This window comes from Paenibacillus sp. Paensp38, assembly GCF_059491915.1.
In genome coordinates this window covers 47,102-68,703 of the sequence record NZ_CP168516.1, presented here as the reverse complement: position 1 = coordinate 68,703, position 21,602 = coordinate 47,102, and the positions used below count along the sequence as shown (strand labels likewise).

At 44.6% G+C, this 21,602-nt stretch carries 32 protein-coding genes; 4 read left to right on the top strand and 28 right to left on the bottom strand.

The genetic code is table 11. From position 1 onward, the window contains the following. Positions 1-101: 101 nt before the first annotated feature. Positions 102-716 carry a stage II sporulation protein M gene (locus ACEN8J_RS00400; RefSeq protein ID WP_495594145.1) on the bottom strand — a complete coding sequence of 205 codons (615 nt, stop codon included), beginning with the start codon at positions 714-716 and terminating at the stop codon, positions 102-104. 99 nt (positions 717-815) lie between these two features. Here ACEN8J_RS00400 and pdaB point away from each other — a divergent pair, with 99 nt between their 5' ends. The 3 genes from pdaB to ACEN8J_RS00385 all read left to right on the top strand — a co-directional run bounded on the left by pdaB (position 816) and on the right by ACEN8J_RS00385 (position 3,934). After that, positions 816-1,595: a polysaccharide deacetylase family sporulation protein PdaB gene (gene pdaB / locus ACEN8J_RS00395; protein WP_061831406.1), complete on the top strand. Its 780-nt coding sequence runs from the start codon at positions 816-818 to the stop codon at positions 1,593-1,595. A gap of 106 nt (positions 1,596-1,701) precedes the next feature. Further along, complete coding sequence (gene gerD, locus ACEN8J_RS00390; protein ID WP_495594143.1) at positions 1,702-2,436, top strand: spore germination lipoprotein GerD; 735 nt, start codon at positions 1,702-1,704, stop codon at positions 2,434-2,436. A 137-nt stretch (positions 2,437-2,573) separates the two neighbouring features. Further along, a protein-coding gene (locus ACEN8J_RS00385; RefSeq protein WP_495594142.1) for an IS1182 family transposase occupies positions 2,574-3,934 on the top strand; the annotation gives its coding sequence in 2 pieces (ribosomal slippage) (positions 2,574-3,141 and positions 3,141-3,934; 1,362 coding nt in all). Between the two features lie 115 nt (positions 3,935-4,049). Here ACEN8J_RS00385 and ACEN8J_RS00380 read toward each other — a convergent pair. The 4 genes from ACEN8J_RS00380 to ACEN8J_RS00365 form a co-directional block, all read right to left on the bottom strand. Continuing rightward, complete coding sequence (locus tag ACEN8J_RS00380) at positions 4,050-5,156, bottom strand: iron-sulfur carrier protein/transcriptional regulator SalA (RefSeq protein WP_342434523.1); 1,107 nt, start codon at positions 5,154-5,156, stop codon at positions 4,050-4,052. A 60-nt stretch (positions 5,157-5,216) separates the two neighbouring features. Further along, positions 5,217-5,993, bottom strand: a complete 777-nt coding sequence (gene cwlD / locus ACEN8J_RS00375; RefSeq protein ID WP_039274926.1) for an N-acetylmuramoyl-L-alanine amidase CwlD — start codon at positions 5,991-5,993, stop codon at positions 5,217-5,219. Positions 5,994-6,061: 68 nt separating this feature from the next. Beyond that, positions 6,062-7,231: a sulfate adenylyltransferase gene (sat, locus tag ACEN8J_RS00370; RefSeq protein WP_495594141.1), complete on the bottom strand. Its 1,170-nt coding sequence runs from the start codon at positions 7,229-7,231 to the stop codon at positions 6,062-6,064. A 54-nt stretch (positions 7,232-7,285) separates the two neighbouring features. Next, complete coding sequence (locus ACEN8J_RS00365; protein WP_029514483.1) at positions 7,286-7,978, bottom strand: phosphoadenylyl-sulfate reductase; 693 nt, start codon at positions 7,976-7,978, stop codon at positions 7,286-7,288. A 966-nt stretch (positions 7,979-8,944) separates the two neighbouring features. Between ACEN8J_RS00365 and ACEN8J_RS00360 the strand changes: the two genes are divergently transcribed. Further along, the gene (locus ACEN8J_RS00360; RefSeq protein ID WP_495594140.1) at positions 8,945-9,121 is read left to right on the top strand and encodes a malic enzyme-like NAD(P)-binding protein; all 177 of its coding nucleotides are present in this window, start codon (positions 8,945-8,947) and stop codon (positions 9,119-9,121) included. A gap of 567 nt (positions 9,122-9,688) precedes the next feature. Here ACEN8J_RS00360 and rpsI read toward each other — a convergent pair. The 23 genes from rpsI to rplN form a co-directional block, all read right to left on the bottom strand. Then, positions 9,689-10,081 carry a 30S ribosomal protein S9 gene (gene rpsI / locus ACEN8J_RS00355; RefSeq protein WP_013312140.1) on the bottom strand — a complete coding sequence of 131 codons (393 nt, stop codon included), beginning with the start codon at positions 10,079-10,081 and terminating at the stop codon, positions 9,689-9,691. 20 nt (positions 10,082-10,101) lie between these two features. Continuing rightward, positions 10,102-10,539, bottom strand: coding sequence for a 50S ribosomal protein L13 (gene rplM / locus ACEN8J_RS00350; protein WP_013312141.1), 438 nt, complete (start codon positions 10,537-10,539; stop codon positions 10,102-10,104). A 183-nt stretch (positions 10,540-10,722) separates the two neighbouring features. After that, positions 10,723-11,508, bottom strand: coding sequence for a tRNA pseudouridine(38-40) synthase TruA (gene truA, locus ACEN8J_RS00345; RefSeq protein WP_209950201.1), 786 nt, complete (start codon positions 11,506-11,508; stop codon positions 10,723-10,725). A gap of 151 nt (positions 11,509-11,659) precedes the next feature. Continuing rightward, positions 11,660-12,025, bottom strand: coding sequence for a 50S ribosomal protein L17 (rplQ, locus tag ACEN8J_RS00340; RefSeq protein WP_013312143.1), 366 nt, complete (start codon positions 12,023-12,025; stop codon positions 11,660-11,662). 34 nt (positions 12,026-12,059) lie between these two features. Then, positions 12,060-13,004 carry a DNA-directed RNA polymerase subunit alpha gene (locus tag ACEN8J_RS00335; RefSeq protein WP_007432558.1) on the bottom strand — a complete coding sequence of 315 codons (945 nt, stop codon included), beginning with the start codon at positions 13,002-13,004 and terminating at the stop codon, positions 12,060-12,062. Between the two features lie 135 nt (positions 13,005-13,139). Beyond that, on the bottom strand, positions 13,140-13,535 hold the full coding sequence (gene rpsK / locus ACEN8J_RS00330; RefSeq protein WP_013312144.1) for a 30S ribosomal protein S11: 396 nt from the start codon (positions 13,533-13,535) through the stop codon (positions 13,140-13,142). Positions 13,536-13,554: 19 nt separating this feature from the next. Then, positions 13,555-13,923, bottom strand: a complete 369-nt coding sequence (gene rpsM, locus ACEN8J_RS00325; protein WP_007432560.1) for a 30S ribosomal protein S13 — start codon at positions 13,921-13,923, stop codon at positions 13,555-13,557. A gap of 21 nt (positions 13,924-13,944) precedes the next feature. Continuing rightward, on the bottom strand, positions 13,945-14,058 hold the full coding sequence (gene rpmJ, locus ACEN8J_RS00320; protein ID WP_003333770.1) for a 50S ribosomal protein L36: 114 nt from the start codon (positions 14,056-14,058) through the stop codon (positions 13,945-13,947). A gap of 118 nt (positions 14,059-14,176) precedes the next feature. Next, on the bottom strand, positions 14,177-14,392 hold the full coding sequence (gene infA / locus ACEN8J_RS00315; protein WP_006212898.1) for a translation initiation factor IF-1: 216 nt from the start codon (positions 14,390-14,392) through the stop codon (positions 14,177-14,179). A gap of 2 nt (positions 14,393-14,394) precedes the next feature. Continuing rightward, entirely contained in the window at positions 14,395-14,703 is a 309-nt protein-coding gene (locus tag ACEN8J_RS00310; RefSeq protein WP_013312145.1) for a KOW domain-containing RNA-binding protein, read from the bottom strand. 9 nt (positions 14,704-14,712) lie between these two features. Next, positions 14,713-15,252 (bottom strand): M24 family metallopeptidase, encoded by a 540-nt coding sequence (locus ACEN8J_RS00305; protein WP_069011496.1) that lies wholly within the window; start codon positions 15,250-15,252, stop codon positions 14,713-14,715. A 5-nt stretch (positions 15,253-15,257) separates the two neighbouring features. After that, complete coding sequence (locus tag ACEN8J_RS00300) at positions 15,258-15,902, bottom strand: adenylate kinase (protein ID WP_029514486.1); 645 nt, start codon at positions 15,900-15,902, stop codon at positions 15,258-15,260. A 90-nt stretch (positions 15,903-15,992) separates the two neighbouring features. After that, on the bottom strand, positions 15,993-17,291 hold the full coding sequence (secY, locus tag ACEN8J_RS00295; protein WP_013312148.1) for a preprotein translocase subunit SecY: 1,299 nt from the start codon (positions 17,289-17,291) through the stop codon (positions 15,993-15,995). Beyond that, complete coding sequence (gene rplO, locus ACEN8J_RS00290; protein ID WP_013312149.1) at positions 17,291-17,731, bottom strand: 50S ribosomal protein L15; 441 nt, start codon at positions 17,729-17,731, stop codon at positions 17,291-17,293. Before rplO ends, secY begins: the two co-directional genes overlap by 1 nt. Before the next feature lie 43 nt (positions 17,732-17,774). Continuing rightward, positions 17,775-17,960: a 50S ribosomal protein L30 gene (gene rpmD, locus ACEN8J_RS00285; protein WP_013312150.1), complete on the bottom strand. Its 186-nt coding sequence runs from the start codon at positions 17,958-17,960 to the stop codon at positions 17,775-17,777. Between the two features lie 12 nt (positions 17,961-17,972). Continuing rightward, positions 17,973-18,470 (bottom strand): 30S ribosomal protein S5, encoded by a 498-nt coding sequence (gene rpsE / locus ACEN8J_RS00280; RefSeq protein WP_013312151.1) that lies wholly within the window; start codon positions 18,468-18,470, stop codon positions 17,973-17,975. Positions 18,471-18,497: 27 nt separating this feature from the next. After that, positions 18,498-18,866 carry a 50S ribosomal protein L18 gene (rplR, locus tag ACEN8J_RS00275; protein WP_007432568.1) on the bottom strand — a complete coding sequence of 123 codons (369 nt, stop codon included), beginning with the start codon at positions 18,864-18,866 and terminating at the stop codon, positions 18,498-18,500. Positions 18,867-18,981: 115 nt separating this feature from the next. Further along, a complete protein-coding gene (gene rplF, locus ACEN8J_RS00270) occupies positions 18,982-19,524 on the bottom strand; it encodes a 50S ribosomal protein L6 (RefSeq protein ID WP_029514488.1) in 543 nt (180 codons plus the stop codon). Positions 19,525-19,557: 33 nt separating this feature from the next. Continuing rightward, on the bottom strand, positions 19,558-19,956 hold the full coding sequence (gene rpsH / locus ACEN8J_RS00265; protein WP_007432570.1) for a 30S ribosomal protein S8: 399 nt from the start codon (positions 19,954-19,956) through the stop codon (positions 19,558-19,560). Between the two features lie 32 nt (positions 19,957-19,988). Continuing rightward, positions 19,989-20,174, bottom strand: coding sequence for a type Z 30S ribosomal protein S14 (locus ACEN8J_RS00260; RefSeq protein ID WP_010348808.1), 186 nt, complete (start codon positions 20,172-20,174; stop codon positions 19,989-19,991). A gap of 76 nt (positions 20,175-20,250) precedes the next feature. Continuing rightward, a complete protein-coding gene (gene rplE / locus ACEN8J_RS00255) occupies positions 20,251-20,796 on the bottom strand; it encodes a 50S ribosomal protein L5 (RefSeq protein ID WP_007432571.1) in 546 nt (181 codons plus the stop codon). Positions 20,797-20,827: 31 nt separating this feature from the next. After that, positions 20,828-21,181: a 50S ribosomal protein L24 gene (gene rplX / locus ACEN8J_RS00250; RefSeq protein ID WP_013312155.1), complete on the bottom strand. Its 354-nt coding sequence runs from the start codon at positions 21,179-21,181 to the stop codon at positions 20,828-20,830. 36 nt (positions 21,182-21,217) lie between these two features. Further along, the gene (rplN, locus tag ACEN8J_RS00245) at positions 21,218-21,586 is read right to left on the bottom strand and encodes a 50S ribosomal protein L14 (protein ID WP_007432573.1); all 369 of its coding nucleotides are present in this window, start codon (positions 21,584-21,586) and stop codon (positions 21,218-21,220) included. Positions 21,587-21,602 lie beyond the last annotated feature (16 nt).

Genomic DNA, 21,602 nt, shown 5'->3' with positions numbered 1-21,602 from the left:
AGGTTTCAAACTTACCCCGATTAATCTTTAGCTTCTCTTTAGGCTCTCCCCTTTGTTATGTTCAATTTTCAGGAAATATATAAATAATTGGCCATAATATTTTATTGTGACAATAAACGATAAGTTATGCCACTCTCAATAGCAGCTGCTATAAGCAGTAAGATGACAGACCATAGGGAGATCCTCAACGTTTGTTTCATAAATACATCCCACGATGGGCCAGTTCCTTTGCGCTTTAGCCCTATGCTTGTACCTATAGTAGCCATTATGTTGATTCCAAACTTCAATCCAAAGGCACAGGCGATAATCAAAACAGACAATTCAATCACACCGTGAGGCAGTAACCCTTTTACAACAACTTCATACATACTTCTTCCTATATCTGTCTGCAAGTGTACTACGAACCCTAATACCATACCGTTCACAATCAAAAATATAAACGGTACGATTCCAAATACAGCCCCCATAAATATAACCAGCACACATTTAATTGCATTATTGAAAAAGATAAATACAAAAAAACTCCATTGTGGATGCTCAGAATTCTGCAAGCGCCGCGCTACTTCTCCCAGCCCCTCCATTTGTTGCGCCAGTATGGATTGAATAGTGCCTGAACTTAACCATCCCACTATAATACTTGCGCAGAAAAGAAGTGCAGAGATTAAAATTAACCGTCTTGTCGTGTGTAAATCGTGAAGAAATGCTTTTAGTCCCATTTGATAATTCCTCCTATTTTGTCCAATGGAATAATTGACAACCCCCGGCATAGCTTTAAGTAAACAAGCACTTCTAGGATGAAAGGAGCGTTATTAACCATGAATTCTTTTTTCTATGTATTAAACGGTAAAAAAATCAAACGATTCTTAATCGTAATGGCTGCAGCCATCTTTACCGTTGGAGTCATTTATGTAGAAACCGATAATGTTACGGTTTTTTCCGAGGAAGCACCAACCGCTATTTATAGTGTACCCACGGACAAAAAGTTGATCGCTCTCACCTTTGATATTAGTTGGGGGGATAAGCGTACTGCCCCCATCTTAAAAGTCCTTGAGGATAAAAAAGTGACCAAGTCCACCTTTTTCCTTTCTGCCCCTTGGAGTAAAACACATCCAGAGCTTGTGAATCAGATTAAAGAAAGTGGATTTGAAATCGGCAGTCATGGCCATAAACATGAAAATTACAGTAGCTTAAGCGATGAAGATATTCGTAAGCAGATTTCAATTGCTCATACCACATTAACCGAACTGACGGGACAGTCCCCGAAGTTGATCCGTATGCCTAATGGCGACTTTGATAAACGAGTCCTTCAGGTTGCCGGCACTTTAGGCTACAAAACCATTCAGTGGGATACAGATTCCCTGGATTGGAAAAACCCTGGTACTCAGGTCATAATCGACCGTGTTGTAAATAAAGCGCATCCTGGCGATATCGTCCTTCTGCATGCCAGTGATTCCTGTAAACAAACGCATGAAGCCTTGCCCGTCATTATCGACAAGTTGCGTGCACAGGGCTATGAATTCGTGACTGTATCTGAACTGCTTCAACAGGGTACAGTAAAAGGCAAAGAAGTACGCGATCAGGCACTGGGTCTTTAAGGAGTTATTTTACATCGTTCTCAGCTAAAAACCAAAAGCAAATCAACATATTTCTCCCCATTCATCCGCATACTATCCACATTCATGATGAAGGAGGAATACGGCCATGAATTGGACTCGTTTGCGATTTGTTAGCACGGTATGCGTACTGGGCGTTGCACTGAGTGGATGCGGCTCGGATCAGGGTTCTGCGCCCCCCCAGAACAGTTATAAAGAGATGAAAACGATGGTTGTCGATATCCTGAAAAGTGATGACGGAAAAAAAGCGGTAGAGGAAGCTTTAACTGGGGAAAACAGTTCATCCAAAGAAGGACAATCCGGTCAAAGCAGTGAAGAGGGTGGGGCTGGTGGCAGCATGGGAATGAAAATGCTTATGCCCATGCAATCGGCTGAGCAGATGAAGATCGCAGTCAAAGATACTTTGATATCACCTGAATATAAAAAAGAAATCGAAAAGATTATGACTGATCCGCGTTTTGCCGGAGAATTTGCCAAAGCCATCAACAGCCAAAGCAAACAGCTTCATATGCAACTTATAAAAGACCCTTCTTATCAAAAATCAATTGAAGCAATGCTCAAGTCGCCAGAATTAACCAAAATGTATATGGACTTAACTAAAACCCCTGAATATCGCAAACAATCTATGACAGTCATGCATGATGCCATGCAAAATCCGATTTTCCGACTTGAGGTTATGAATTTACTCAAAACCGTCGTACAAGAGGAGCTTCAACCCAAGGTTGAGAAAAAAAGTGGTGAGCAAGGCGGTGCAGGCGGCGATAAGCAAGGCGGTGCAGGCGGCGAAGGTGGAGGCGAAGGAGAACAAGGAGGAAGCCAATAATAAAAAGGCTGGTTTAAAAACCAGCCTCAGGCTGTCGAGAAAGTCTCGACAGCCTATTTTATATTAATTTTGTTTAAGACGACACCGCGTTAATGTTGTATAATATAGGTAACTATTGTAGAACGGATGGTGTTGATATGCTACGCTCCAACCGCGAAAAACAACAATCCTACGAATTTGTTTCCATCGAAGATCTGGTTCCTCAAGATCACTTGCTCCGCAAAGTAGATAAGTATATCGATTTTTCGTTTATCGATGATAAAGTTCGACCACTGTATTGTGCAGACAACGGGCGTCCTGCCATTGATCCTACCGTATTGTTTAAAATGATCTTTCTCGGTTATTTCTATGGCATTCGCTCAGAACGGCAACTCGAGCGAGAAATTCAGACGAACCTAGCTTATCGTTGGTTTCTGGGGTTGGGCTTAACGGATAAAGTTCCGGACCATACGACGATGAGCTGGAATCGTCGCACTCGCTTTAAAGACACCACGATCTTTCAAGATATCTTCGATGAAATTGTGCTGCAGGCGATCTCTCACCGAATGGTGGGTGGGCGTGTTCTCGTCACCGATTCCACACACGTCAAAGCCAATGCTAACAGGCACCAGTACACCAAAGAACAAGTGTCGCAGAATACTAAAGACTATATGGACGAGCTGAACGAAGCGGTGAAGGATGACCGGAGAAACCACGGAAAAAAGCCTTAAAATCCCGAGAGGAAGTGAATGAAGAAAAAGAAATTAAAGTGAGCAAAACAGACCCGGACAGCGGCTATATGATCCGTGATGGCAAGCCCGAAGGCTTCTTCTATCTGGACCACCGCACGGTGGATATGAAGTACAATCTGATTACGGACGTGCATGTGACACCGGGGAATGTACATGATTCTGTCCCCTATTTGTCCCGTTTGGATCGCCAAAGAGAACGTTTTGGTTTTCAAGTAGAAGCTGTTGCACTAGATTCAGGTTATTTAACAACGCCGATTTGCCGAGGGTTGCAGAACCGAAAGATTTTTGCCGTGATTGCTCACCGAAGATTCCATCCCAGACAAGGACTGTTTCCGAAATGGAAGTTTGAATACGATGCCAAACGCAATGCGTATAGATGCCCAGCCCAACAGGAACTGCCCTACCGAACGACGGACCGTAAGGGATACCGGCAGTATGCCTCTGACCCAGCTCAGTGCCAGCATTGCCCACTGCTAAGTCAGTGTACCCAGTCTCGAAACCACCGCAAAGTGGTGACTCGGCATGTCTGGGAAGACAGCAAAGAGTGGGTACGGAGCAACCGGCTGAGCCCATCTGGTAAAAAGCTGTACCGCAAACGAAAAGAGACGATTGAGCGAAGCTTCGCGGATGCCAAAGAGCTCCATGGGTTTCGCTATTGCCGTTTGCGCGGTCTTCCAAACGTCAGGGAACAAGCCCTTATGACGGCAGCCGTGCAGAACATGAAGAAGATGGCGATCCACCTAGATCGCCTGGAGAAACAGGGGTAACCCCCCCTGCTTCTCCAGAGACCAAAGCATTATGATGTAAAAAAGAAACCCACGTCTCAAAATGACGGGGTTTCTCGACAATCTGAAGGCTGGTTTAAAAACCAGCCTTTTTTCTTTATTTAGATTTCGTGTGCAAGATCATAATTTGAGCAGCAATATCATTGTAAATGGCTCCTGTCGCCGACTCGGATTTATATACTGATGGAGAAAAGTCGGCTTCTGACGGATGATTATCTGGAATACCCAGCGGAATTTGAGCAAGAAGTTTTGTATGAAGAGTGTCTGCCAGCATAGCCCCTCCTCCTCGCCCAAAAACATAGTCCTTTTCTCCAGTGGAGGACACATAATAAGACATGTTCTCCACAACACCGATGACCTTATGATCCGTTTGAAGCGCCATTGCGCCTGCACGTGCAGCTACAAAAGCCGCCGTCGCATGTGGAGTAGTAACAATGATTTCTTCACTCTGCGGAATCATTTGATGTACGTCAAGCGCTACATCGCCAGTGCCTGGTGGTAAATCGAGAATCATATAGTCCAGTTTTCCCCATTCGACATCACTAAAAAACTGTCTGAGCATTCTCCCCAGCATGGGACCTCTCCAGATCACCGGGTTGTTCTCTCTGACAAAGAAGCCCATAGACATGATTTTGATACCAAATCGCTCTACTGGCTGAATGATACCCTCTACGACAGAAGGCACATCCTCTACTCCAATCATATCCGGCACACTGAATCCATAGATATCCGCATCAATTAAACCCACACGCTTCCCCTGTCTAGCTAAAGCAGCAGCCAAATTTACAGCTACTGTCGATTTTCCGACACCACCTTTTCCGCTTGCAATAGCAATAAACCGGACGCCAGATGCTGGGTTAAGCAGCTCATGTTCTTCCATACCGACAGCATGTCCTTTGGTCAAAACCGGGTCAGCGGCGTCCTCGGTATTCTCCCCAGCTTGAATTGCGGACTTTTCATGCTCAGATGCCTCACGAATACGAATATGGACGTGGCTTAATCCCGCCTCTTCTAAAGTCTGCCGGATTTCCCGCTCCAGTTCTGCAAGCGTCTCTTCCTGGTTATTCAGACTAATAGCGGTCAAGGATACACGTTCCTCTTTAACAACCACATCCCGAATAAAATGGAGATCGACTAGACGGCGTCCTGTATAAGGCTCCCGTACTTGTTGAAGTAACTCTATAACTTGCTCTCTTGATTGCATGATTTATCAGCACCTCTGCTTTGATGAATTTACGGAGTGGTAAACACTTACAGTATACCACTATCTGGCCTCAGGTGCTGGTGAGATCCCCTTTTCCCCGGCACAGTAACGCAAAATCCCCTTATATATGGACGCCGCCACCTGTCTTTGATAGTTCACGTCACTTAGTCGTCTGGCCTCCTCTGGATGGGACAAAAATCCGACTTCAACAAGGGCTGATGGCATTTTGAGAGCTTTCAATAAATAAACTGTGTTCACGGTCTTAGCCACTCTGTCCGTATTTTCCAAGTTGCGTTTGATCTCTTCCTGAATTAAAGACGCCAAATTCTCGTTATCTGCATGGTTAGGTACGTAAAAGGTCTGGGCTCCACTCCAACGGCTCGACGGGATACTGTTCATATGAATACTTAGAAAGAGGTCTGCTTTCTGCTCCTCAATTATACGCACACGCTGCTTCAAGTCCTCCGTTTTCCTTCTGGAATAACCTTTCGTTTCTTGCTGCGCCAGGTCACGGTCATCCTCACGTGTCATGACAACAACAGCACCTGCTTGCTGTAAATAATCCCGCAAATAAAAAGCGATTGCCAGATTAATATCCTTTTCAATAATCCCTTCTTTGCTAACCGCCCCTCCATCAGGCCCTCCGTGTCCAGCATCTATGGCAATTACTTTACCTGTAAGGGGTAAACTCCAATGGGTCCAAGCTCTCGAAGCAGGTATCTCATACAATGCCAGTGTAATAAATAGAACGGCGAGACAACAGCCCAACAGCATTTTTTGCAACGTCCGATAGCGAATCCACAGTGTAACCTCGTTTTTACGATTATTTTTTTGCATAACAAAACGCCTCCGTCCTATACAGATACTAATAATCTATATGGGACGAGGCGTGTAGATAGTACAACTCAGGCATGAACAAATTCCTTCATACCTTCAATCAGCACTTGAGCGACTTCCGGTCGTGTAAATTCAGGTGGCGGGCAAACCCCAGAGCGCAACAATTCCCGTACCTTGGTGCCCGAGAGCGTTAAATGATGCTCCTTGGGATGTGGGCATGTTTTACTTGAAGCCATGTTTCCACATCGGGTGCAATAAAAGCTGTGTTCAAAGAACAATGGAGTAATCCCCAGCTCTTCAGGTGTAAAGTGCCTGAAAATTTCCTGTGCCTCGTAGGTACCATAATAGTCTCCTACACCAGCATGATCCCTTCCAACAATAAAATGGGTGCAGCCATAGTTCTTTCGCACAATAGCATGAAAAATGGCCTCTCTAGGGCCCGCGTATCGCATGGCAGCAGGAAATACCCCCAGAAAAGTCCGATCAGCCGGATAATAATTGTCCAGCAGCACCAGATAGCTCTTCATACGCACATCTGCCGGAACGTCATCTGACTTGGTTTCACCAACGAGTGGGTTTAGAAACAATGCATCCACAATCTCCATCGCGCTTTTTTGGATGTACTCATGTGCTCGGTGTACCGGGTTTCGCGTTTGAAAACCGACCACTGTTTTCCAGCCCTTTTCTGCAAAATAGTCGCGTGTCTGTGATGGTGTATAGTAAAACTCACTAAATTGTGTGGGCTCCGGCCGATTCAGCACTTGCACAGATCCACCAACATACGTAGCAGGTCGATCTAACAGTTTGTTTACGCCAGGATGAGCCGGATCATCCGTCTTGAATACTCTTCTGGCTTCCTCAGCCTGATCTACCTGATAAATACTTTCAATATTAAGTACAGCATAAATGGTACCATCTGTTTCCCCCACTAAAGCCACCTGCTGACCTAATTTCAATTCACTGGCTATACTTTCTGCAACTGCAAGAGTAATGGGAATACTCCAGGCTGTACCATCGGCAAGACGCATATCTGTTACCACTGACCGATAGTCAGTTTCATTCATAAACCCCGTCAAAGGAGAGAAAGCCCCCACTCCAATCAAATCCAGATCAGAAATGGTCCATGAGTTTACACGGATAGGAAACAATTCCTCTGCGGCCTGCAAAAGTGCTTTTTGCTTCGGTCCTGTAATGATTTTATCAACAAGTGTTCCGCCATGCGGAAGAATTGCAGTCATAATGCACTTCCCTTCTTCTTCATAAATATGACTCATAGCTACCTGGATATCATTTTATTGATGGAGCCCGCATTCCGTTTTCTCATTGCCAGACCAGCGACCTGCACGAGGATCTTCACCTGGTAGAACCTCACGGGTACATTGCTCACAACCGATACTTGGATAATTACGGTCATGCAATGGATTATACAGCACTTCATGAGTGCGGATATAGTTCCATACATCCTCGGATGTCCAGCTTGCCAAGGGGTTAAATTTAACGAGTCCAAACTTTTCATCATACTCTATCTTTTTTGAATTCGCACGGGTAGGGGCCTGATCGCGGCGAATACCGGTAATCCATGCATCGTATTGCGACAAAATGCGTGTCAGCGGCTCAACTTTGCGTATACCACAACATGTGTTAGGATCTGTTTTCCACAGTTCCTCTCCATGTTTAGCCGCTTGCTCTTCGGGAGTAATTAAGGGAGAGACTCTAACAAAATCCAAGTTGTACCTGGCCTTCATCTGATCTCGCGTATCGTAAGTTTCTTGAAAATGAAAGTCGGTGTCCAAGTAAAAAATGTCGGTGGAAGGGCTAATTTTTTGAAGCATGTCTACTAGTACTACATCTTCTGCTCCGAAGCTACAAGCAAAGGTAAGATTGGGAAATGTAAGAACAGCATACTGGATAATTTCCTCTGGCGTAGCATCTTCCAGTTCAATTGCCTTGACTCTAATCAACGCTTCTTTCTCCAATAAATTCATTATCAATGCGCCTCCATATGAAGATTCATAAATAGTGTCACTCCAATACCGACTAAACTAATAAGATTAAATACAGTATAAAACTTTCTTAATCATTGTCAATCCAAGGCAAAATGTCCTGATGCAAGCATTTATCCACCCAAACTTGTAGGAATGTTGTTCTGTCAGCATTCTTTAATGCTTTCTTGCGTATCCAACCAAGTTCATTGACTTTATATAAAATATTCTTATACCAAACATTTGAGAATGGTCCATAGGCTCTTTGGTTACTAAAGGTAACTATTGTAGCTGAAAGTATGCTTGAATTAGGGATTTTTTCCGTCAAGAAAGATGGCTTGTTCTCCACCCTGTCGAAGACAAAGATGTACTAACAGTACGCTTTTAAAAAAGGCCTTTCTTATACAACAACATATGGAAATAGTTTGGTCCTTGAAGGAATATTCCTATGGTGACTTTGGAAGAGCAAACCGAACGTACGGATAAGCATTTTTTTGACAATCTATCATGCTACGTAAAATCACTTGGTTGAATGATTTGATAGCCAAAATGTTTTTGTACTTAACGTCTGCTTGCGGATTTTCTGAGTAAAATGCTTTAGAATCAACTAGGAGCAGCGTATCCTAATCCTGTGCCCAGTGCGAGGCAGCCATCGGCAATACTGAACAGCTTTGGGTTACTTGATCATGCAAAACTATCTATAGAAGATAACAAGCATCGTTTCTGAATCTAAGATTATCGGAGGGTGCCAACTGAGGGATTTGAAAATACCTTTAGCTTCAGAATTCTTATTTTGCATTCAAAAGATGAAGTCCGTATGTGGATAAGTTCAGAAGAGGGCAAAAGCGAAATAGCATTTACCCGAATTTTTAGCCAGATGAAACCACTACACTATTCTGGAGCTCTGGCGTCAGCGATACCTTCATTGTGGAAATTATAAAAGAAATGACTCCGCGCTGAACTCTTATTATGCCTCTATCCAATCCTATAGCGCTTGTAGAGGCAATTACCGAACAATTGATCCACTGGACACAAACAAAGCTCTTATCGCTACTGGAAGCCTTTTTAGAGTCTGTCATCAATGAGGAGCGATTTTATGAGAGTAAACAGTCGGACAATACAATAGTGCTCCTGGTCATAGTTTAGGGCGATTGCTGTGTAGACTATTTCCATTACCAGTAACATGTACATCGCCGCTACAATTGCAGCAGCTTAGGCAGCGGACATTGTTAGGCTAAGGATCGTCCTGCTGCCCAGTGCGCACAAATAAAAAGAGGTATTCCTTGCCCTATCCCTAGCTGCGCCCAAAACAGCTCTACAAGAGGCATAGACAACCCCTCCAGAACATATCAAGGAGATCTTTACATAAACAGGTGATACCAAAGTATCCTCACAAAACAGCACTTAGCAAAGAATATTAAGACCAGGCTAAACTAAATAGCCGGACAATATATTTAGTCACATGTTATAAACATTACAGAATAAACTACGTTGAAATAGCAAACTGTATTTGTATATAACAATATCATCTTCAATTCCTTCGTGGATAACTTCTCGTTTTCCGTGCATTTCCATGCGGTTATTTATGTATTCGCTGAAACATGCTGAAACTCATAGCTTTAGACTAGGTCTACTTATCCACATGTGGATAATGATTAGGAAATTAAAAAAGAACCCTTTCCATAAGGAAAAGGTTCTTTTGTATTCGAAATATTAACGTTTCGAGAACTGTGGTGCACGACGAGCGGCTTTGAGACCGTATTTTTTACGTTCTTTCATACGTGGGTCACGAGTCAAAAATCCTGCTTTTTTCAAAGCTGGACGGAATTCCGGATCTGCTTTCAACAGAGCACGGGAAATACCGTGGCGAATTGCGCCGGCTTGACCAGAGATACCACCACCATGAGCGATAACGAGTACGTCATAGCTACCAACTGTTTCTGTCAGGTTCAGTGGTTGTTTTACGATCAGTTTGAGAGTTTCCAAACCGAAATATTCATTAATATCACGCTTATTGATGACAATGCGTCCTTCACCCGGTACGAGACGAACACGAGCTACCGAATGTTTACGACGACCTGTCCCATAGTATTGTACTTGTGCCATGAAACTGTCCTCCCTTTTAATTATCCGCGAAGTTCGTAAACTTCAGGTTTTTGTGCTGCATGTGGATGCTCAGTGCCTCTGTAAGCTTTAAGTCTCAGCTTCATTTTCTCGCCTTGACGAGTTTTAGGAAGCATACCGTGAACAGCCAATTCCAACATACGCTCAGGCTTGTTCTTAACCATTTCTTGTGCAACCGTTACTTTCAGACCACCCGGATGCAGGGAGTGACGGTAGTATTTCTTGTTCTCCATTTTTTTACCGGTCAATACGATTTTTTCCGCATTGATTACAACAACAAAATCACCTGTGTCCACATGTGGTGTAAATTGTGGCTTGTGTTTGCCGCGAATCAACGCAGCCGCTTCGCTTGCCAGACGACCGAGCGTTTTGCCTTCGGCATCAATGATGTGCCAGTTGCGCTCAACTTCATTTGGCTTCGCCATATACGTAGTACGCATGAAAAGTATCCTCCTTAAGTTCGTTAACAGAAATCATCATTTATCTTCGTTCGTTAAGTTGCTGCATTATTGATGGATTAGATGTTACTTTAAAGTGATTATCTTAATTGGGGCTGTGGGAAAGCCATTAAGAAAACACAACTTTTATATTACAGGATAACCATCAATTCCGCAAGAGTAAAATCAATGTTTTTTGATGTTTTTGTCGTACTCTACATTCCAGAGAGTTAAAGCGTGTCCGACGGCCGTAGGTCCAGCCTTTGAACGATTTTTCGCCTCCAAAATGGAAGGAATATCATCCGACGATTTTTTGCCTTCTCCCACTTCCAGCAAAGTCCCCATAATAATCCGAACCATGTGCTGCAAAAATCCGCTACCTGTAATATAAGTATGGATAATTCCCTGATCATCCGAGCCCGGACGTGAAAAGGAATGGTCTACTGTCATATAGGCTTCGTAAATAGTGCGAACATGATTCGTCTTTTGGGAACGTCGAGATGCGAACGAAGTATAATCAAAGGTGCCAACTAAATGAGCCAACCCTTCCTCCATCGCTCTTACATCCAAACTCGTTGGATGATGGGCCTGTGTACGACGGTGAAAGATGTCCGGAAACCGGTTCGCATTAATACTGTACCGATATGTCTTCCGCTTCGCCATGCGGCGTGCATGAAAGGACATTGGCACCTCTCTCGCATCCGTAACGATGATATCACGAGGCAACCAGGCATTAAGTGCCAGACACCAGCGCTGTATTGGAATCGGCGATTCAGTGTGAAAATTGAATACCTGCCCGTATGCATGTACACCTGCATCTGTACGGCCTGAGCCTGTAATTTTAAGACGCTCGCCCGTCAATGAGTAGATAGCATGTTCAAGGCAGTCCTGAATGGTGTTACCGTTAGGCTGCGTCTGAAAGCCATCATAGTGGGTTCCGTCATAGTTCACCTTCATGCACAAGTTCCGCATGCTTCTCACACCTTTATAGGGGTAGTCTCTGGCCTTACAAGGAATAACCGAACATAACAAAGGAGAAGTCCCTCAAGGACTCCTCCAAGAGAAAAAAAGGGTTGTTCAGAATCAAGCCGATTCTGTCCACCCTTCCCTCATCTTCGCCTGTTTACGCGCGGTCAACCAATTCCAGATATACCATTGGAGCGGCGTCGCCACGACGAGGTCCCAATTTCAAGATACGAGTGTATCCACCTGGACGCTCAGTGTAACGTGTAGCCAATTCGCTAAACAGCTTTTGGATTGCATCCTGCTCACCATCCAAAGTTTCACGGCGAACGAACGCAGCCACTTGACGACGTGCGTGCAGATCTCCTTTTTTCGCTTTGGTGATCAGTTTTTCAGCAATAGAACGAACTTCTTTTGCTTTAGCCTCAGTAGTTTGGATACGCTCATACAAGAACAGATCGGTTACCAAATCACGAAACAAAGCTTTACGGGCACTGGAGTTACGGCCCAATTTTTGGTATGCCATGTAATTTCCCCTCCTTCACAAAAACGTCGCTGTACTATTCTTCCGTACGAAGTCCTAAACCAAGTTCCTCAAGCTTCTCTTGTACTTCTTCCAAAGATTTGCGACCCAAGTTACGGACCTTCATCATATCTTCTTCAGATTTAGTCGTGAGTTCTTGTACCGTATTGATACCAGCGCGCTTAAGGCAGTTATAGGAACGGACGGAGAGATCCAGCTCTTCGATCGTCATTTCAAGAACTTTTTCTTTCTTGTCTTCTTCTTTTTCAACCATAATTTCAGCATCTTTAGCCTCGTCCGTGAGACCCACGAACAACATCACATGCTCGGTCAAAATTTTGGCTCCAAGGCTCACTGCTTCCTCGGGACGAATACTTCCGTCAGTCCAAACCTCAAGTGTCAGCTTGTCATAATTCGTAACCTGGCCGACACGCGTATTTTCTACGCCGTAGTTCACGCGTGCAATCGGAGTGTAGATGGAGTCGACGGGAATGACGCCGATCGGCTGGTCATCACGTTTGTTCCGATCCTGCTTAACGTAACCGCGACCGCGATTGGCAAAAATACGCATGTGAAGTCTCGAACCCGGTCCGAGCGTAGCAATGTGAAGATCCGGATTAAGAATTTCCACATCACTATCCGCACGGATATCTCCTGCCGTTACAACTCCTTCGCCTTCCGCATCGATTTCGAGTACTTTCTCTTCATCCGAGTGGATTTTAAGCGATAAAGCTTTCAAGTTCAGAATGATCTCCGTTACGTCTTCCTTCACACCGGGAACCGTTGCAAACTCGTGCAGAACCCCATCGATTTGAACCGATGTGACTGCTGCCCCCGGTAACGAGGATAACAGAATACGGCGAAGCGAGTTTCCAAGCGTCGTACCGTATCCGCGTTCCAGCGGTTCTACTACGAATTTTCCATAGGTGCCATCATCATTGACGTCAACCGTCTCAATTTTCGGCTTTTCGATTTCTATCACTGCAATATCCCTCCTTCAAAACGTCGCTCCTATATGAAACATTCACCTTATCCATAGTCTATCATGCAGTATACCTAAACATCCATTCTTGGCAGTTTGTGCCGGATCTATACTACACGCAGAGGAGAAATCTCATTAGACGCGACGACGTTTTGGAGGACGGCATCCGTTATGAGGTACCGGAGTTACGTCTTTGATCAGGTTAACTTCCAAACCAGCAGCTTGCAAAGAGCGGATTGCTGCTTCGCGACCTGCACCAGGTCCTTTAACCATGACTTCGACAGTTTTCATGCCGTGTTCCATAGCAGCTTTAGCAGCAGTTTCTGCGGCCATTTGCGCTGCGAATGGAGTAGATTTACGGGAACCACGGAATCCCATGCCGCCTGAGCTGGCCCAAGAGATTGCGTTACCGTGTGGATCTGTGATCGTAACGATCGTGTTGTTGAACGTGGAACGGATGTGTGCCACGCCAGTCTCGATATTTTTACGGTCACGGCGTTTTGTACGTACAACTTTTTTCGGTTTAGCCATTGAATGTTATCCTCCCTTCTTATTTCTTTTTGTTCGCTACAGTCCGACGAGGACCTTTACGCGTACGAGCATTAGTTTTAGTACGTTGTCCGCGAACAGGCAACCCACGACGGTGACGAACACCACGGTAGCAGCCAATCTCAGTCAGACGTTTAATATTCAAGGAAATTTCACGACGCAGATCGCCTTCTACTTTAACTTCTTTGTCGATCGTTTCACGTAATTTGCTCACTTCATCTTCAGTCAAATCACGAACACGCGTGTTTGCACTGATGCCTGTTTCCTTCAAGATTTTCTGAGAAGTCGTTTTACCGATTCCGAAAATGTAAGTCAAGGCGATCTCAACGCGTTTGTCACGTGGCAAATCCACACCAGCTATACGAGCCATTTTACGCTACACCCCCTTCTATTAACCTTGTTTTTGTTTGTGTTTCGGATTTTCGCAAATAACCATTACATTCCCTTTGCGGCGAATGACTTTGCATTTTTCGCAAATAGGTTTTACAGAAGGTCTTACCTTCATGTTGATTACCTCCTCCAAGCTTTACCCTGGTAAAACTCGCTTCGTGAACATTCACATCGTTTTGCCGAGCAAAACAAGTTTTTTTAAATGATATACGTTTAATAAAAACCTGCATGAATTACTTGCGGTACGTTATACGGCCTTTGGTTAAATCGTAAGGCGATAACTGTACAACCACCTTGTCGCCTGTCAAAATACGGATAAAGTGCATCCGCAGCTTTCCGGAAACATGAGCAAGAATTTGATGACCGTTCTCCAGCTCTACCTTGAACGTAGCGTTCGGCAGTGGCTCGATTACCGTACCTTCAACCTCAATGACATCTTCTTTGGCCAAAGTCAGTCTCCTTTCTCTTCAGCTTGGTATTCGGACGAATCCAGGAAAGTTTTCACTGCATGGCGCAGCTTTCCATTCGTCACCCGACCGCTTTCGTTTAAACTGTTTACAATCTCGCTACTAATCTTTGGCTGAGGCACCAAATGAAGAACATTTTTCTTCTTCGCTTGATCAAACTTTCGTTTATCCCCATCCGCAATATATACAAACCTGCTATCTGCTACTGAAACGACAACCGCAATCTGTCCGGCACCTCTGCCTTTCAGAATCTTCACCAGCTGACCGATTTGCAGGTTTCCTTGCTGAATCATTCCAATCACCTACGCACTCAGTTTCGTGAAAATGTCCATGCCGCCCGTTTCGCACGTCACCGCTTGCTCGTTATGAGCACATGAGGTTACGTTCATCGTAACGACCGTCCAGTTGTCTTCCAGCGTCCCTACATGGTGAGAACCTATTTGAATCATAGATTCAATAGCCAGCACAATGCCGGTTTTCAGCCTCGGCCCCTGCTCAGGAATACCACGGTTTGGATTCTCAATATATTGCCGAATGGCATGCGACATTGTAAACTGGCGAGTTTTCGCGATGATATCGCCTTTGTTTAACTTGCGTTTGCCGGGAAATCCGTGCACCAGTTGTTCGTTGACTGAAGCGCAAATGCTAGCAGGAAAACCGTTATAACCTTTAAAAGACGGCACAGCTCCCTGACTGCGAATATACCGATCAGCTAAATGATCAAGTTCACCGGTCGTAATACCGGGCTCGATGTGTCCTGCCAAGAAATGATCCGTTTCCGTAACTATTCTCTCAGCTTTCCTCATAAAGCTTGATTCCGCCCCCGACTTGCAAATGATCATTACAGCTAACCCCGCAACAAGGACACGATATTTTGGGAAACCACATCAATATCCTGTTCTCCGTCGATATGACGCAGAAGATTCTGGTTCTCATAAAACGTGAGGAGTGGTGCTGTTTTATTACTATATTCGTCAAGTCGTGTTCTTACGCTATCTTCATTATCGTCAGGACGCTGATAGAGTTCCCCACCGTCTTTGTCGCAAATGCCTTCAACCTTAGGAGGATTAAAGACAATATGATAGCTAGTTCCGCAGGTTTTACAAACCCGCCGTCCTGTGATTCGTGCCAACAAGTTGTCACTATCCACTTTCAAGTTAATAACGTCATCTAGCTTCGTATTCAAACGACCCAAAATTTGATCCAAGGCTTCAGCCTGAGCCAAAGTTCTTGGAAAACCGTCCAGCAAGAACCCTTTCTTGCAATCTGGCTGTTGCAGCCGTTCTTCAACGATGCCGATTGTTACGTCATCCGGAACAAGTTCACCCTTGTCGATATATTCTTTAGCTTTAATGCCAATAGGTGTTCCCTGTTTCATCGCTAGGCGAAAAGCATCACCTGTCGAGATATGAGGAATGCCGAATTCCTTCACAATGACATCTGCTTGTGTACCTTTACCAGCCCCCGGAGGGCCCATGATCAAAATATTCACAATCTGTCACTCCTCAAGACGACCCCTACACAAGAAACAGCACAAAAGGTGCCGGTAAGCATGCGAACATCCTAAGCCGGTACCTATTGCCTATTTGTTGATGAAGCCTTTGTAATGGCGTTTGATCAGTTGGCTTTCGATTTGCTTCATTGTATCCAATGCTACACCAATGATGATGAGCAATGAAGTACCGCCAATTTGCACGGAACGAGGCAAGCCCGAAAGCGAACCGAAGAATACCGGCAAAACGGATATGACTGCCAGAAACAAAGCTCCTGTCATTGTCAAACGTGACATTACTCGTGTCAAGTATTTCTCCGTGGCTTTACCCGGACGAATTCCCGGAATATAACCGCCGTTTTTCTTCATATTGTCGGCCATTTGCTGCGGATTCATCTGTACAAAGGTATAGAAGAATGTGAAACCGATAATCATTACGACATACAAAACCATGCCCAGCGGCTTGTCATAATACAAGTAAGTGGTAACCCACTTAGCCCAAACATGATCTGCCCAGAAACTCGCAATAATTGTCGGGAATTGCAGCAATGATACCGCAAAGATTACCGGAATAACGCCTGCCGCATTAATTTTCATCGGAATATGCGTATTCTGGCCACCGTACATTTTGTTGCCAACTACACGTTTCGCGTATTGTACCGGGATTTTCCGAATACCTTGCTGGATGTAGATAACACCAACAATAATCAGAACAATCACCAGAGCAATTATAATTGCCTTCAGAATATTCATAAACAGCTGATCCGCCTGAATAAACTGAGATTCTACAACCGTCCGAATATGTCTTGGAATACCCGCCGCAATCCCTGCGAAGATAACAATAGAGATACCATTGCCGATTCCCTTTTCGGTAATTTGCTCACCGAGCCACATAAGGAACGTAGTTCCTGCTGTAAGCACAATGGCAATGACCAGATAATCTGCAAAAGTGGCTCCTGGAATCATCGCTGCACCGTACAGTCGATTAAAGCCAATCGACGTTCCGAATGCTTGAATCAGGCCAAGTATTACCGTACCATAACGCGTAATTTGAGCCAACTTCTTTTTACCATGCTCTCCTTGTTTAGCCCATTCCGCAAGTTTCGGAATCACGTCCATTGACAGCAACTGTACAATGATGGACGCTGTAATATATGGCATAATCCCGAGGGCGAAGATCGAAAACTGATACAATGCGCCCCCTGAGAAGGTGTTAAGGAGTCCAAACAACTCGCTTCCTGCTTGATCCTGAGAAGTAAAGACTTGCTTGTTCACGCCGGGAACCGGCACGAAGGAGCCAATACGATATACAAAGAGTATAAACAGGGTGAACAGGATTCGGGTTCTAAGATCCTCAACCCGCCATATATTTTTCAGGGTCTTGAACATTAGATCACCTCGGTTTTACCGCCGGCAGCTTCAATTTTCTCTACCGCAGATTGAGAGAACTTGTTCGCTTTAACTGTCAATTTCACAGTGATTTCACCGTTACCCAGAATTTTAATTCCGGATTTGGCGTTTTTCACAATGCCATTGTTCAGCAAAAACTCAGGGCTTACTTCTGTACCCGCTGCAAAACTGTTCAAATCTTCGATATTCAAAACCGCATACTCTTTACGAGTAGGATTTACGAAACCGCGTTTAGGCAAGCGACGATACAGTGGGTTTTGACCACCCTCGAAGCCCGGACGTACACCACCGCCGGAACGAGCGTTTTGACCTTTATGACCACGACCAGAAGTTTTACCCGTACCACTACTAGGACCACGACCCAAACGTTTACGTTCTTTGCGGGAGCCTGGAGCTGGGGAAAGCTCATGTAACTTCATCGTTCGTTGCACCTCCTTGATTATTGTTAAAATACTTTATTTCTTAAGCCTCAATTTCTTTAACAGAAACCAAATGGCTAACTTGATTAATCATCCCGCGAATAGCTGCATTGTCGGGTTGAACTACTTTATGGTTGATTTTACGCAAGCCGAGCGTTTTAACAGTCGTTCTCTGATTACCAGGACGGCCGATCAACGAACGAACGAGGGTAATTTCTAATTTCGCCATGATATTCCCTCCTTAGCCCAGCAGCTCTTCGATGGATTTGCCGCGCAATTTTGCAACTTCTTCAGCGCGTTTCAAACGGGACAAACCTTCCAAAGTCGCATTGACCATATTCATGGAATTCGAAGAACCCAAAGATTTTGTCAAGATATCACCTACACCAGCAAGTTCCAGTACAGCACGAACCGGACCGCCAGCGATAACTCCAGTACCTTCCGATGCCGGTTTCAACAGAACCCGGCCAGCACCGAACTTACCTGTAACAAGGTGAGGAATTGTTGTTCCTACGAGTGGAACGTGAACCAGGTTTTTCTTAGCATCTTCAATACCTTTGCGAATTGCATCAGGTACTTCGCCAGCTTTACCGATTCCAGCGCCTACCCAGCCGTTGCCGTCGCCCACTACTACCAGAGCGCTGAAGCTGAAACGGCGTCCGCCTTTGACAACTTTAGCTACACGATTAATATTTACTACTCTTTCAGTCAGTTCCAAAGTATTCGGATCTACACGCAAGTCGTTAACCTCCTTTTGAGAAATGTCTTAGAATTCAAGGCCTGCTTCGCGAGCTGCATCAGCCAAAGCTTGAATCCGTCCATGATACAAGTATCCACCACGGTCAAATACGATGTTAGCATGACCTTTTTCTTTCGCACGTTTAGCAACGAGTTCGCCAACCTTACGAGCTGCTTCTACACTACCGCCGTTTTTGATTTCACTGCTCAGTTCTTTATCCATAGTGGATGCAGATACCAATGTTACACCAGCTACATCATCAATCAGTTGTGCGTAGATATGCTTGGAAGAGCGGAATACGTTCAAACGAGGACGTACAGCCGTACCTTCGATTTTCTTACGTACACGCAGATGTCTTCTGACACGTGCTTTATTTTTATCTTGTTTTGTAATCATCTCAAGTTTTCACTCCCTTCAGTTTGCCTTTTAAATCTTTATACTAAGACGCACTGGGTAAAAAAGAAGTACGAAGTCTTTCCAGCAGAAAGACCGCACAAAGTCGGTAAGAAACTTATTTCTTCTTACCGGCTTTACCTTCTTTACGGATGATGCGCTCGCCTTCGTATTTAATCCCTTTACCTTTGTACGGTTCAGGTTCACGAACGGAACGAATTTTAGCAGCGTAGGCACCTACACGCTCTTTATCAATTCCGCGAACGATGATTTTAGTGTTCGAAGGAACTTCGAATTCGATGCCCGCTTCCGGTGTGATTTCAACCGGATGAGAATATCCAACGTTCAGAACGATTTTATCTCCGGATTTGCTTGCACGATATCCGACCCCAACCAGCTCCAGAGATTTTGAAAATCCTTCAGTTACACCACTTACCATGTTGCTGACAACGCTGCGGGTTGTTCCATGCAAAGAGCGGTGAAGTTTGTTGTCCGAAGGACGAACTACATTAATTTCATTGTTTTCCACAGTAACGGACATGTCTTTATGAAGCTCACGAGTCAATGTTCCTTTAGGACCTTTAACTGTGATCGCTGTGTTGTTCAAAGTCACGTCAACACCACTTGGTACTGTGATTGGTTTACGACCAATACGGGACATATCTGTTGCACCTCCTATCTTTTAAACGTTATCTTACCAAACGTAGCAAACAACTTCTCCGCCGGCTTTAGACTGACGTGCTTCTTTGTCGGTCATGATACCTTTGGATGTTGAAATGATTGCGATCCCGAGTCCACCCAGTACGCGTGGAATCTCATTGCTCTTCGTGTAAACGCGAAGACCTGGTTTACTGATTCTTTTCAAACCTGTGATAACACGCTCGTTGTTCGCACCGTATTTCAAGAAAATACGGATGATCCCTTGTTTGCTATCTTCAACAAATTCCGCATCACGAATGAATCCTTCACGTTTCAGGATGTCGGCGATTTGTTTTTTCATTGTAGATGCAGGCATTTCTACTGTTTCGTGACGAACTGTGTTCGCGTTACGAATACGAGTAAGCATATCTGCAATTGGATCAGACATAGTCATTGTGTATAAACCTCCTTCCCAAACAGGACTTTTTACCAGCTTGCTTTTTTCACGCCAGGAATCTGGCCTTTATAAGCTAATTCACGGAAGCAAATTCTGCAGATCTTAAACTTTTGCAGTACCGAATGTGGACGACCACAACGCTCGCAACGAGTGTAAGCACGAACTTTAAACTTTGGTGCGCGTTGTTGTTTGACTTTCATCGAAGTTTTTGCCACTTAGCCTGACACCTCCTAAATAGTTTCGGAGAACAGGGTGTCTTTAAAATCAGACGCCCGAAACGTTATGCCAACATTATTTTGCGAAAGGCATGCCCAGCTGAGTCAGAAGCTCACGGGACTCTTCGTCAGTTTTGGCAGTCGTTACGATAACGATGTCCATACCACGAACTTTATCAACTTGATCATACTCGATTTCCGGGAAGATCAACTGTTCTTTCAGACCAAGCGTGTAGTTACCACGTCCGTCGAAAGCTTTTGTTGATACACCATGGAAGTCACGTACGCGAGGAAGAGTAATGTTGAACAATTTGTCCAAGAAATAATACATACGCTCGCCACGAAGTGTTACCTTTACACCGATTGGCATGTTTTCACGCAATTTAAAACCTGCGATAGATTTTTTCGCGCGAGTGATTACTGGCTTTTGACCAGCGATCAGCTGCATGTCGTTGAGAGCTGAATCAAGCACTTTGGAGTTTTGGACTGCGTCGCCAACACCCATGTTGATTACAACTTTCTCGATTTTAGGCACTTGCATCACTGTTGTATAGTTGAACTTCTGCATCAAGGCAGGAGTGATTTCTTTCAAGAAACGTTCTTTCATTCTTGTTGTAGCCATGAATCATATACCTCCTTTCTTTAAAAAATAATTAGTCGATCACTTCGCCAGAACGTTTTGCAATGCGCACTTTTTTTCCGTTGTCCAAAACTTTGTAACCAACACGGGTTACTTTTCCGCTCTTCGGATCAATGTGCATAACGTTGGAAACGTGAATCGGAGCTTCTTTCTCGATGATGCCGCCTTGTGGATTCAGCTGATTAGGCTTTTGGTGTTTTTTAATCATGTTAACACCTTCCACAAGCACACGGTTTTGACGAGGGTAGGCAGCGATAACGCGACCTTTTTTACCTTTATCTTTACCTGTAATCACCAGAACAGTGTCGTCTTTTTTGACGTGCAGCTTGTTGTTATGGGATTCCAGAACTTTTTTCACTTTTGGCATTTCGTACACCTCCTACGGGCACATTTTAAGGTGAGTTTAGATCACTTCCGGAGCCAAGGAAACGATTTTCATGAAGTCCTTGTCACGAAGTTCGCGAGCAACTGGTCCGAAAATACGAGTACCACGTGGGCTCTTGTCTTCTTTAACGACCACTGCTGCGTTCTCGTCAAATCCGATGTAGGAACCGTCTTTACGGCGGATAGAACGTTTAGTACGAACAACAACCGCTCTTACTACATCACCCTTTTTGACAACGCCGCCTGGTGTTGCTTGTTTTACGGAACAAACGATCAGGTCACCAATTTGAGCTGTACGACGTCCCGTACCACCGAGCACACGGATACACATCAGTTCCTTCGCGCCGGAATTGTCAGCTACAGTCAAACGTGTAAATGGTTGAATCATTTATTTATCCTCCTTT

What these genes read in the sequence shown, in the direction of transcription:
- ACEN8J_RS00400 (WP_495594145.1), bottom strand. Translation starts at nt 716, where the DNA reads ATGGGACTAAAAGCATTTCTTCACGATTTACACACGACAAGACGGTTA.
- pdaB (WP_061831406.1), top strand. Translation starts at nt 816, where the DNA reads ATGAATTCTTTTTTCTATGTATTAAACGGTAAAAAAATCAAACGATTC.
- gerD (WP_495594143.1), top strand. Translation starts at nt 1,702, where the DNA reads ATGAATTGGACTCGTTTGCGATTTGTTAGCACGGTATGCGTACTGGGC.
- ACEN8J_RS00380 (WP_342434523.1), bottom strand. Translation starts at nt 5,156, where the DNA reads ATGCAATCAAGAGAGCAAGTTATAGAGTTACTTCAACAAGTACGGGAG.
- cwlD (WP_039274926.1), bottom strand. Translation starts at nt 5,993, where the DNA reads ATGCAAAAAAATAATCGTAAAAACGAGGTTACACTGTGGATTCGCTAT.
- sat (WP_495594141.1), bottom strand. Translation starts at nt 7,231, where the DNA reads ATGACTGCAATTCTTCCGCATGGCGGAACACTTGTTGATAAAATCATT.
- ACEN8J_RS00365 (WP_029514483.1), bottom strand. Translation starts at nt 7,978, where the DNA reads ATGAATTTATTGGAGAAAGAAGCGTTGATTAGAGTCAAGGCAATTGAA.
- ACEN8J_RS00360 (WP_495594140.1), top strand. Translation starts at nt 8,945, where the DNA reads ATGCCTCTATCCAATCCTATAGCGCTTGTAGAGGCAATTACCGAACAA.
- rpsI (WP_013312140.1), bottom strand. Translation starts at nt 10,081, where the DNA reads ATGGCACAAGTACAATACTATGGGACAGGTCGTCGTAAACATTCGGTA.
- rplM (WP_013312141.1), bottom strand. Translation starts at nt 10,539, where the DNA reads ATGCGTACTACGTATATGGCGAAGCCAAATGAAGTTGAGCGCAACTGG.
- truA (WP_209950201.1), bottom strand. Translation starts at nt 11,508, where the DNA reads ATGCGGAACTTGTGCATGAAGGTGAACTATGACGGAACCCACTATGAT.
- rplQ (WP_013312143.1), bottom strand. Translation starts at nt 12,025, where the DNA reads ATGGCATACCAAAAATTGGGCCGTAACTCCAGTGCCCGTAAAGCTTTG.
- rpsK (WP_013312144.1), bottom strand. Translation starts at nt 13,535, where the DNA reads ATGGCTAAACCGAAAAAAGTTGTACGTACAAAACGCCGTGACCGTAAA.
- rpsM (WP_007432560.1), bottom strand. Translation starts at nt 13,923, where the DNA reads ATGGCTCGTATAGCTGGTGTGGATTTGCCACGTGACAAACGCGTTGAG.
- rpmJ (WP_003333770.1), bottom strand. Translation starts at nt 14,058, where the DNA reads ATGAAGGTAAGACCTTCTGTAAAACCTATTTGCGAAAAATGCAAAGTC.
- ACEN8J_RS00310 (WP_013312145.1), bottom strand. Translation starts at nt 14,703, where the DNA reads ATGATTCAGCAAGGAAACCTGCAAATCGGTCAGCTGGTGAAGATTCTG.
- ACEN8J_RS00305 (WP_069011496.1), bottom strand. Translation starts at nt 15,252, where the DNA reads ATGATCATTTGCAAGTCGGGGGCGGAATCAAGCTTTATGAGGAAAGCT.
- secY (WP_013312148.1), bottom strand. Translation starts at nt 17,291, where the DNA reads ATGTTCAAGACCCTGAAAAATATATGGCGGGTTGAGGATCTTAGAACC.
- rplO (WP_013312149.1), bottom strand. Translation starts at nt 17,731, where the DNA reads ATGAAGTTACATGAGCTTTCCCCAGCTCCAGGCTCCCGCAAAGAACGT.
- rpmD (WP_013312150.1), bottom strand. Translation starts at nt 17,960, where the DNA reads ATGGCGAAATTAGAAATTACCCTCGTTCGTTCGTTGATCGGCCGTCCT.
- rplR (WP_007432568.1), bottom strand. Translation starts at nt 18,866, where the DNA reads ATGATTACAAAACAAGATAAAAATAAAGCACGTGTCAGAAGACATCTG.
- rplF (WP_029514488.1), bottom strand. Translation starts at nt 19,524, where the DNA reads ATGTCCCGTATTGGTCGTAAACCAATCACAGTACCAAGTGGTGTTGAC.
- rpsH (WP_007432570.1), bottom strand. Translation starts at nt 19,956, where the DNA reads ATGACTATGTCTGATCCAATTGCAGATATGCTTACTCGTATTCGTAAC.
- rplE (WP_007432571.1), bottom strand. Translation starts at nt 20,796, where the DNA reads ATGGCTACAACAAGAATGAAAGAACGTTTCTTGAAAGAAATCACTCCT.
- rplX (WP_013312155.1), bottom strand. Translation starts at nt 21,181, where the DNA reads ATGCCAAAAGTGAAAAAAGTTCTGGAATCCCATAACAACAAGCTGCAC.
- rplN (WP_007432573.1), bottom strand. Translation starts at nt 21,586, where the DNA reads ATGATTCAACCATTTACACGTTTGACTGTAGCTGACAATTCCGGCGCG.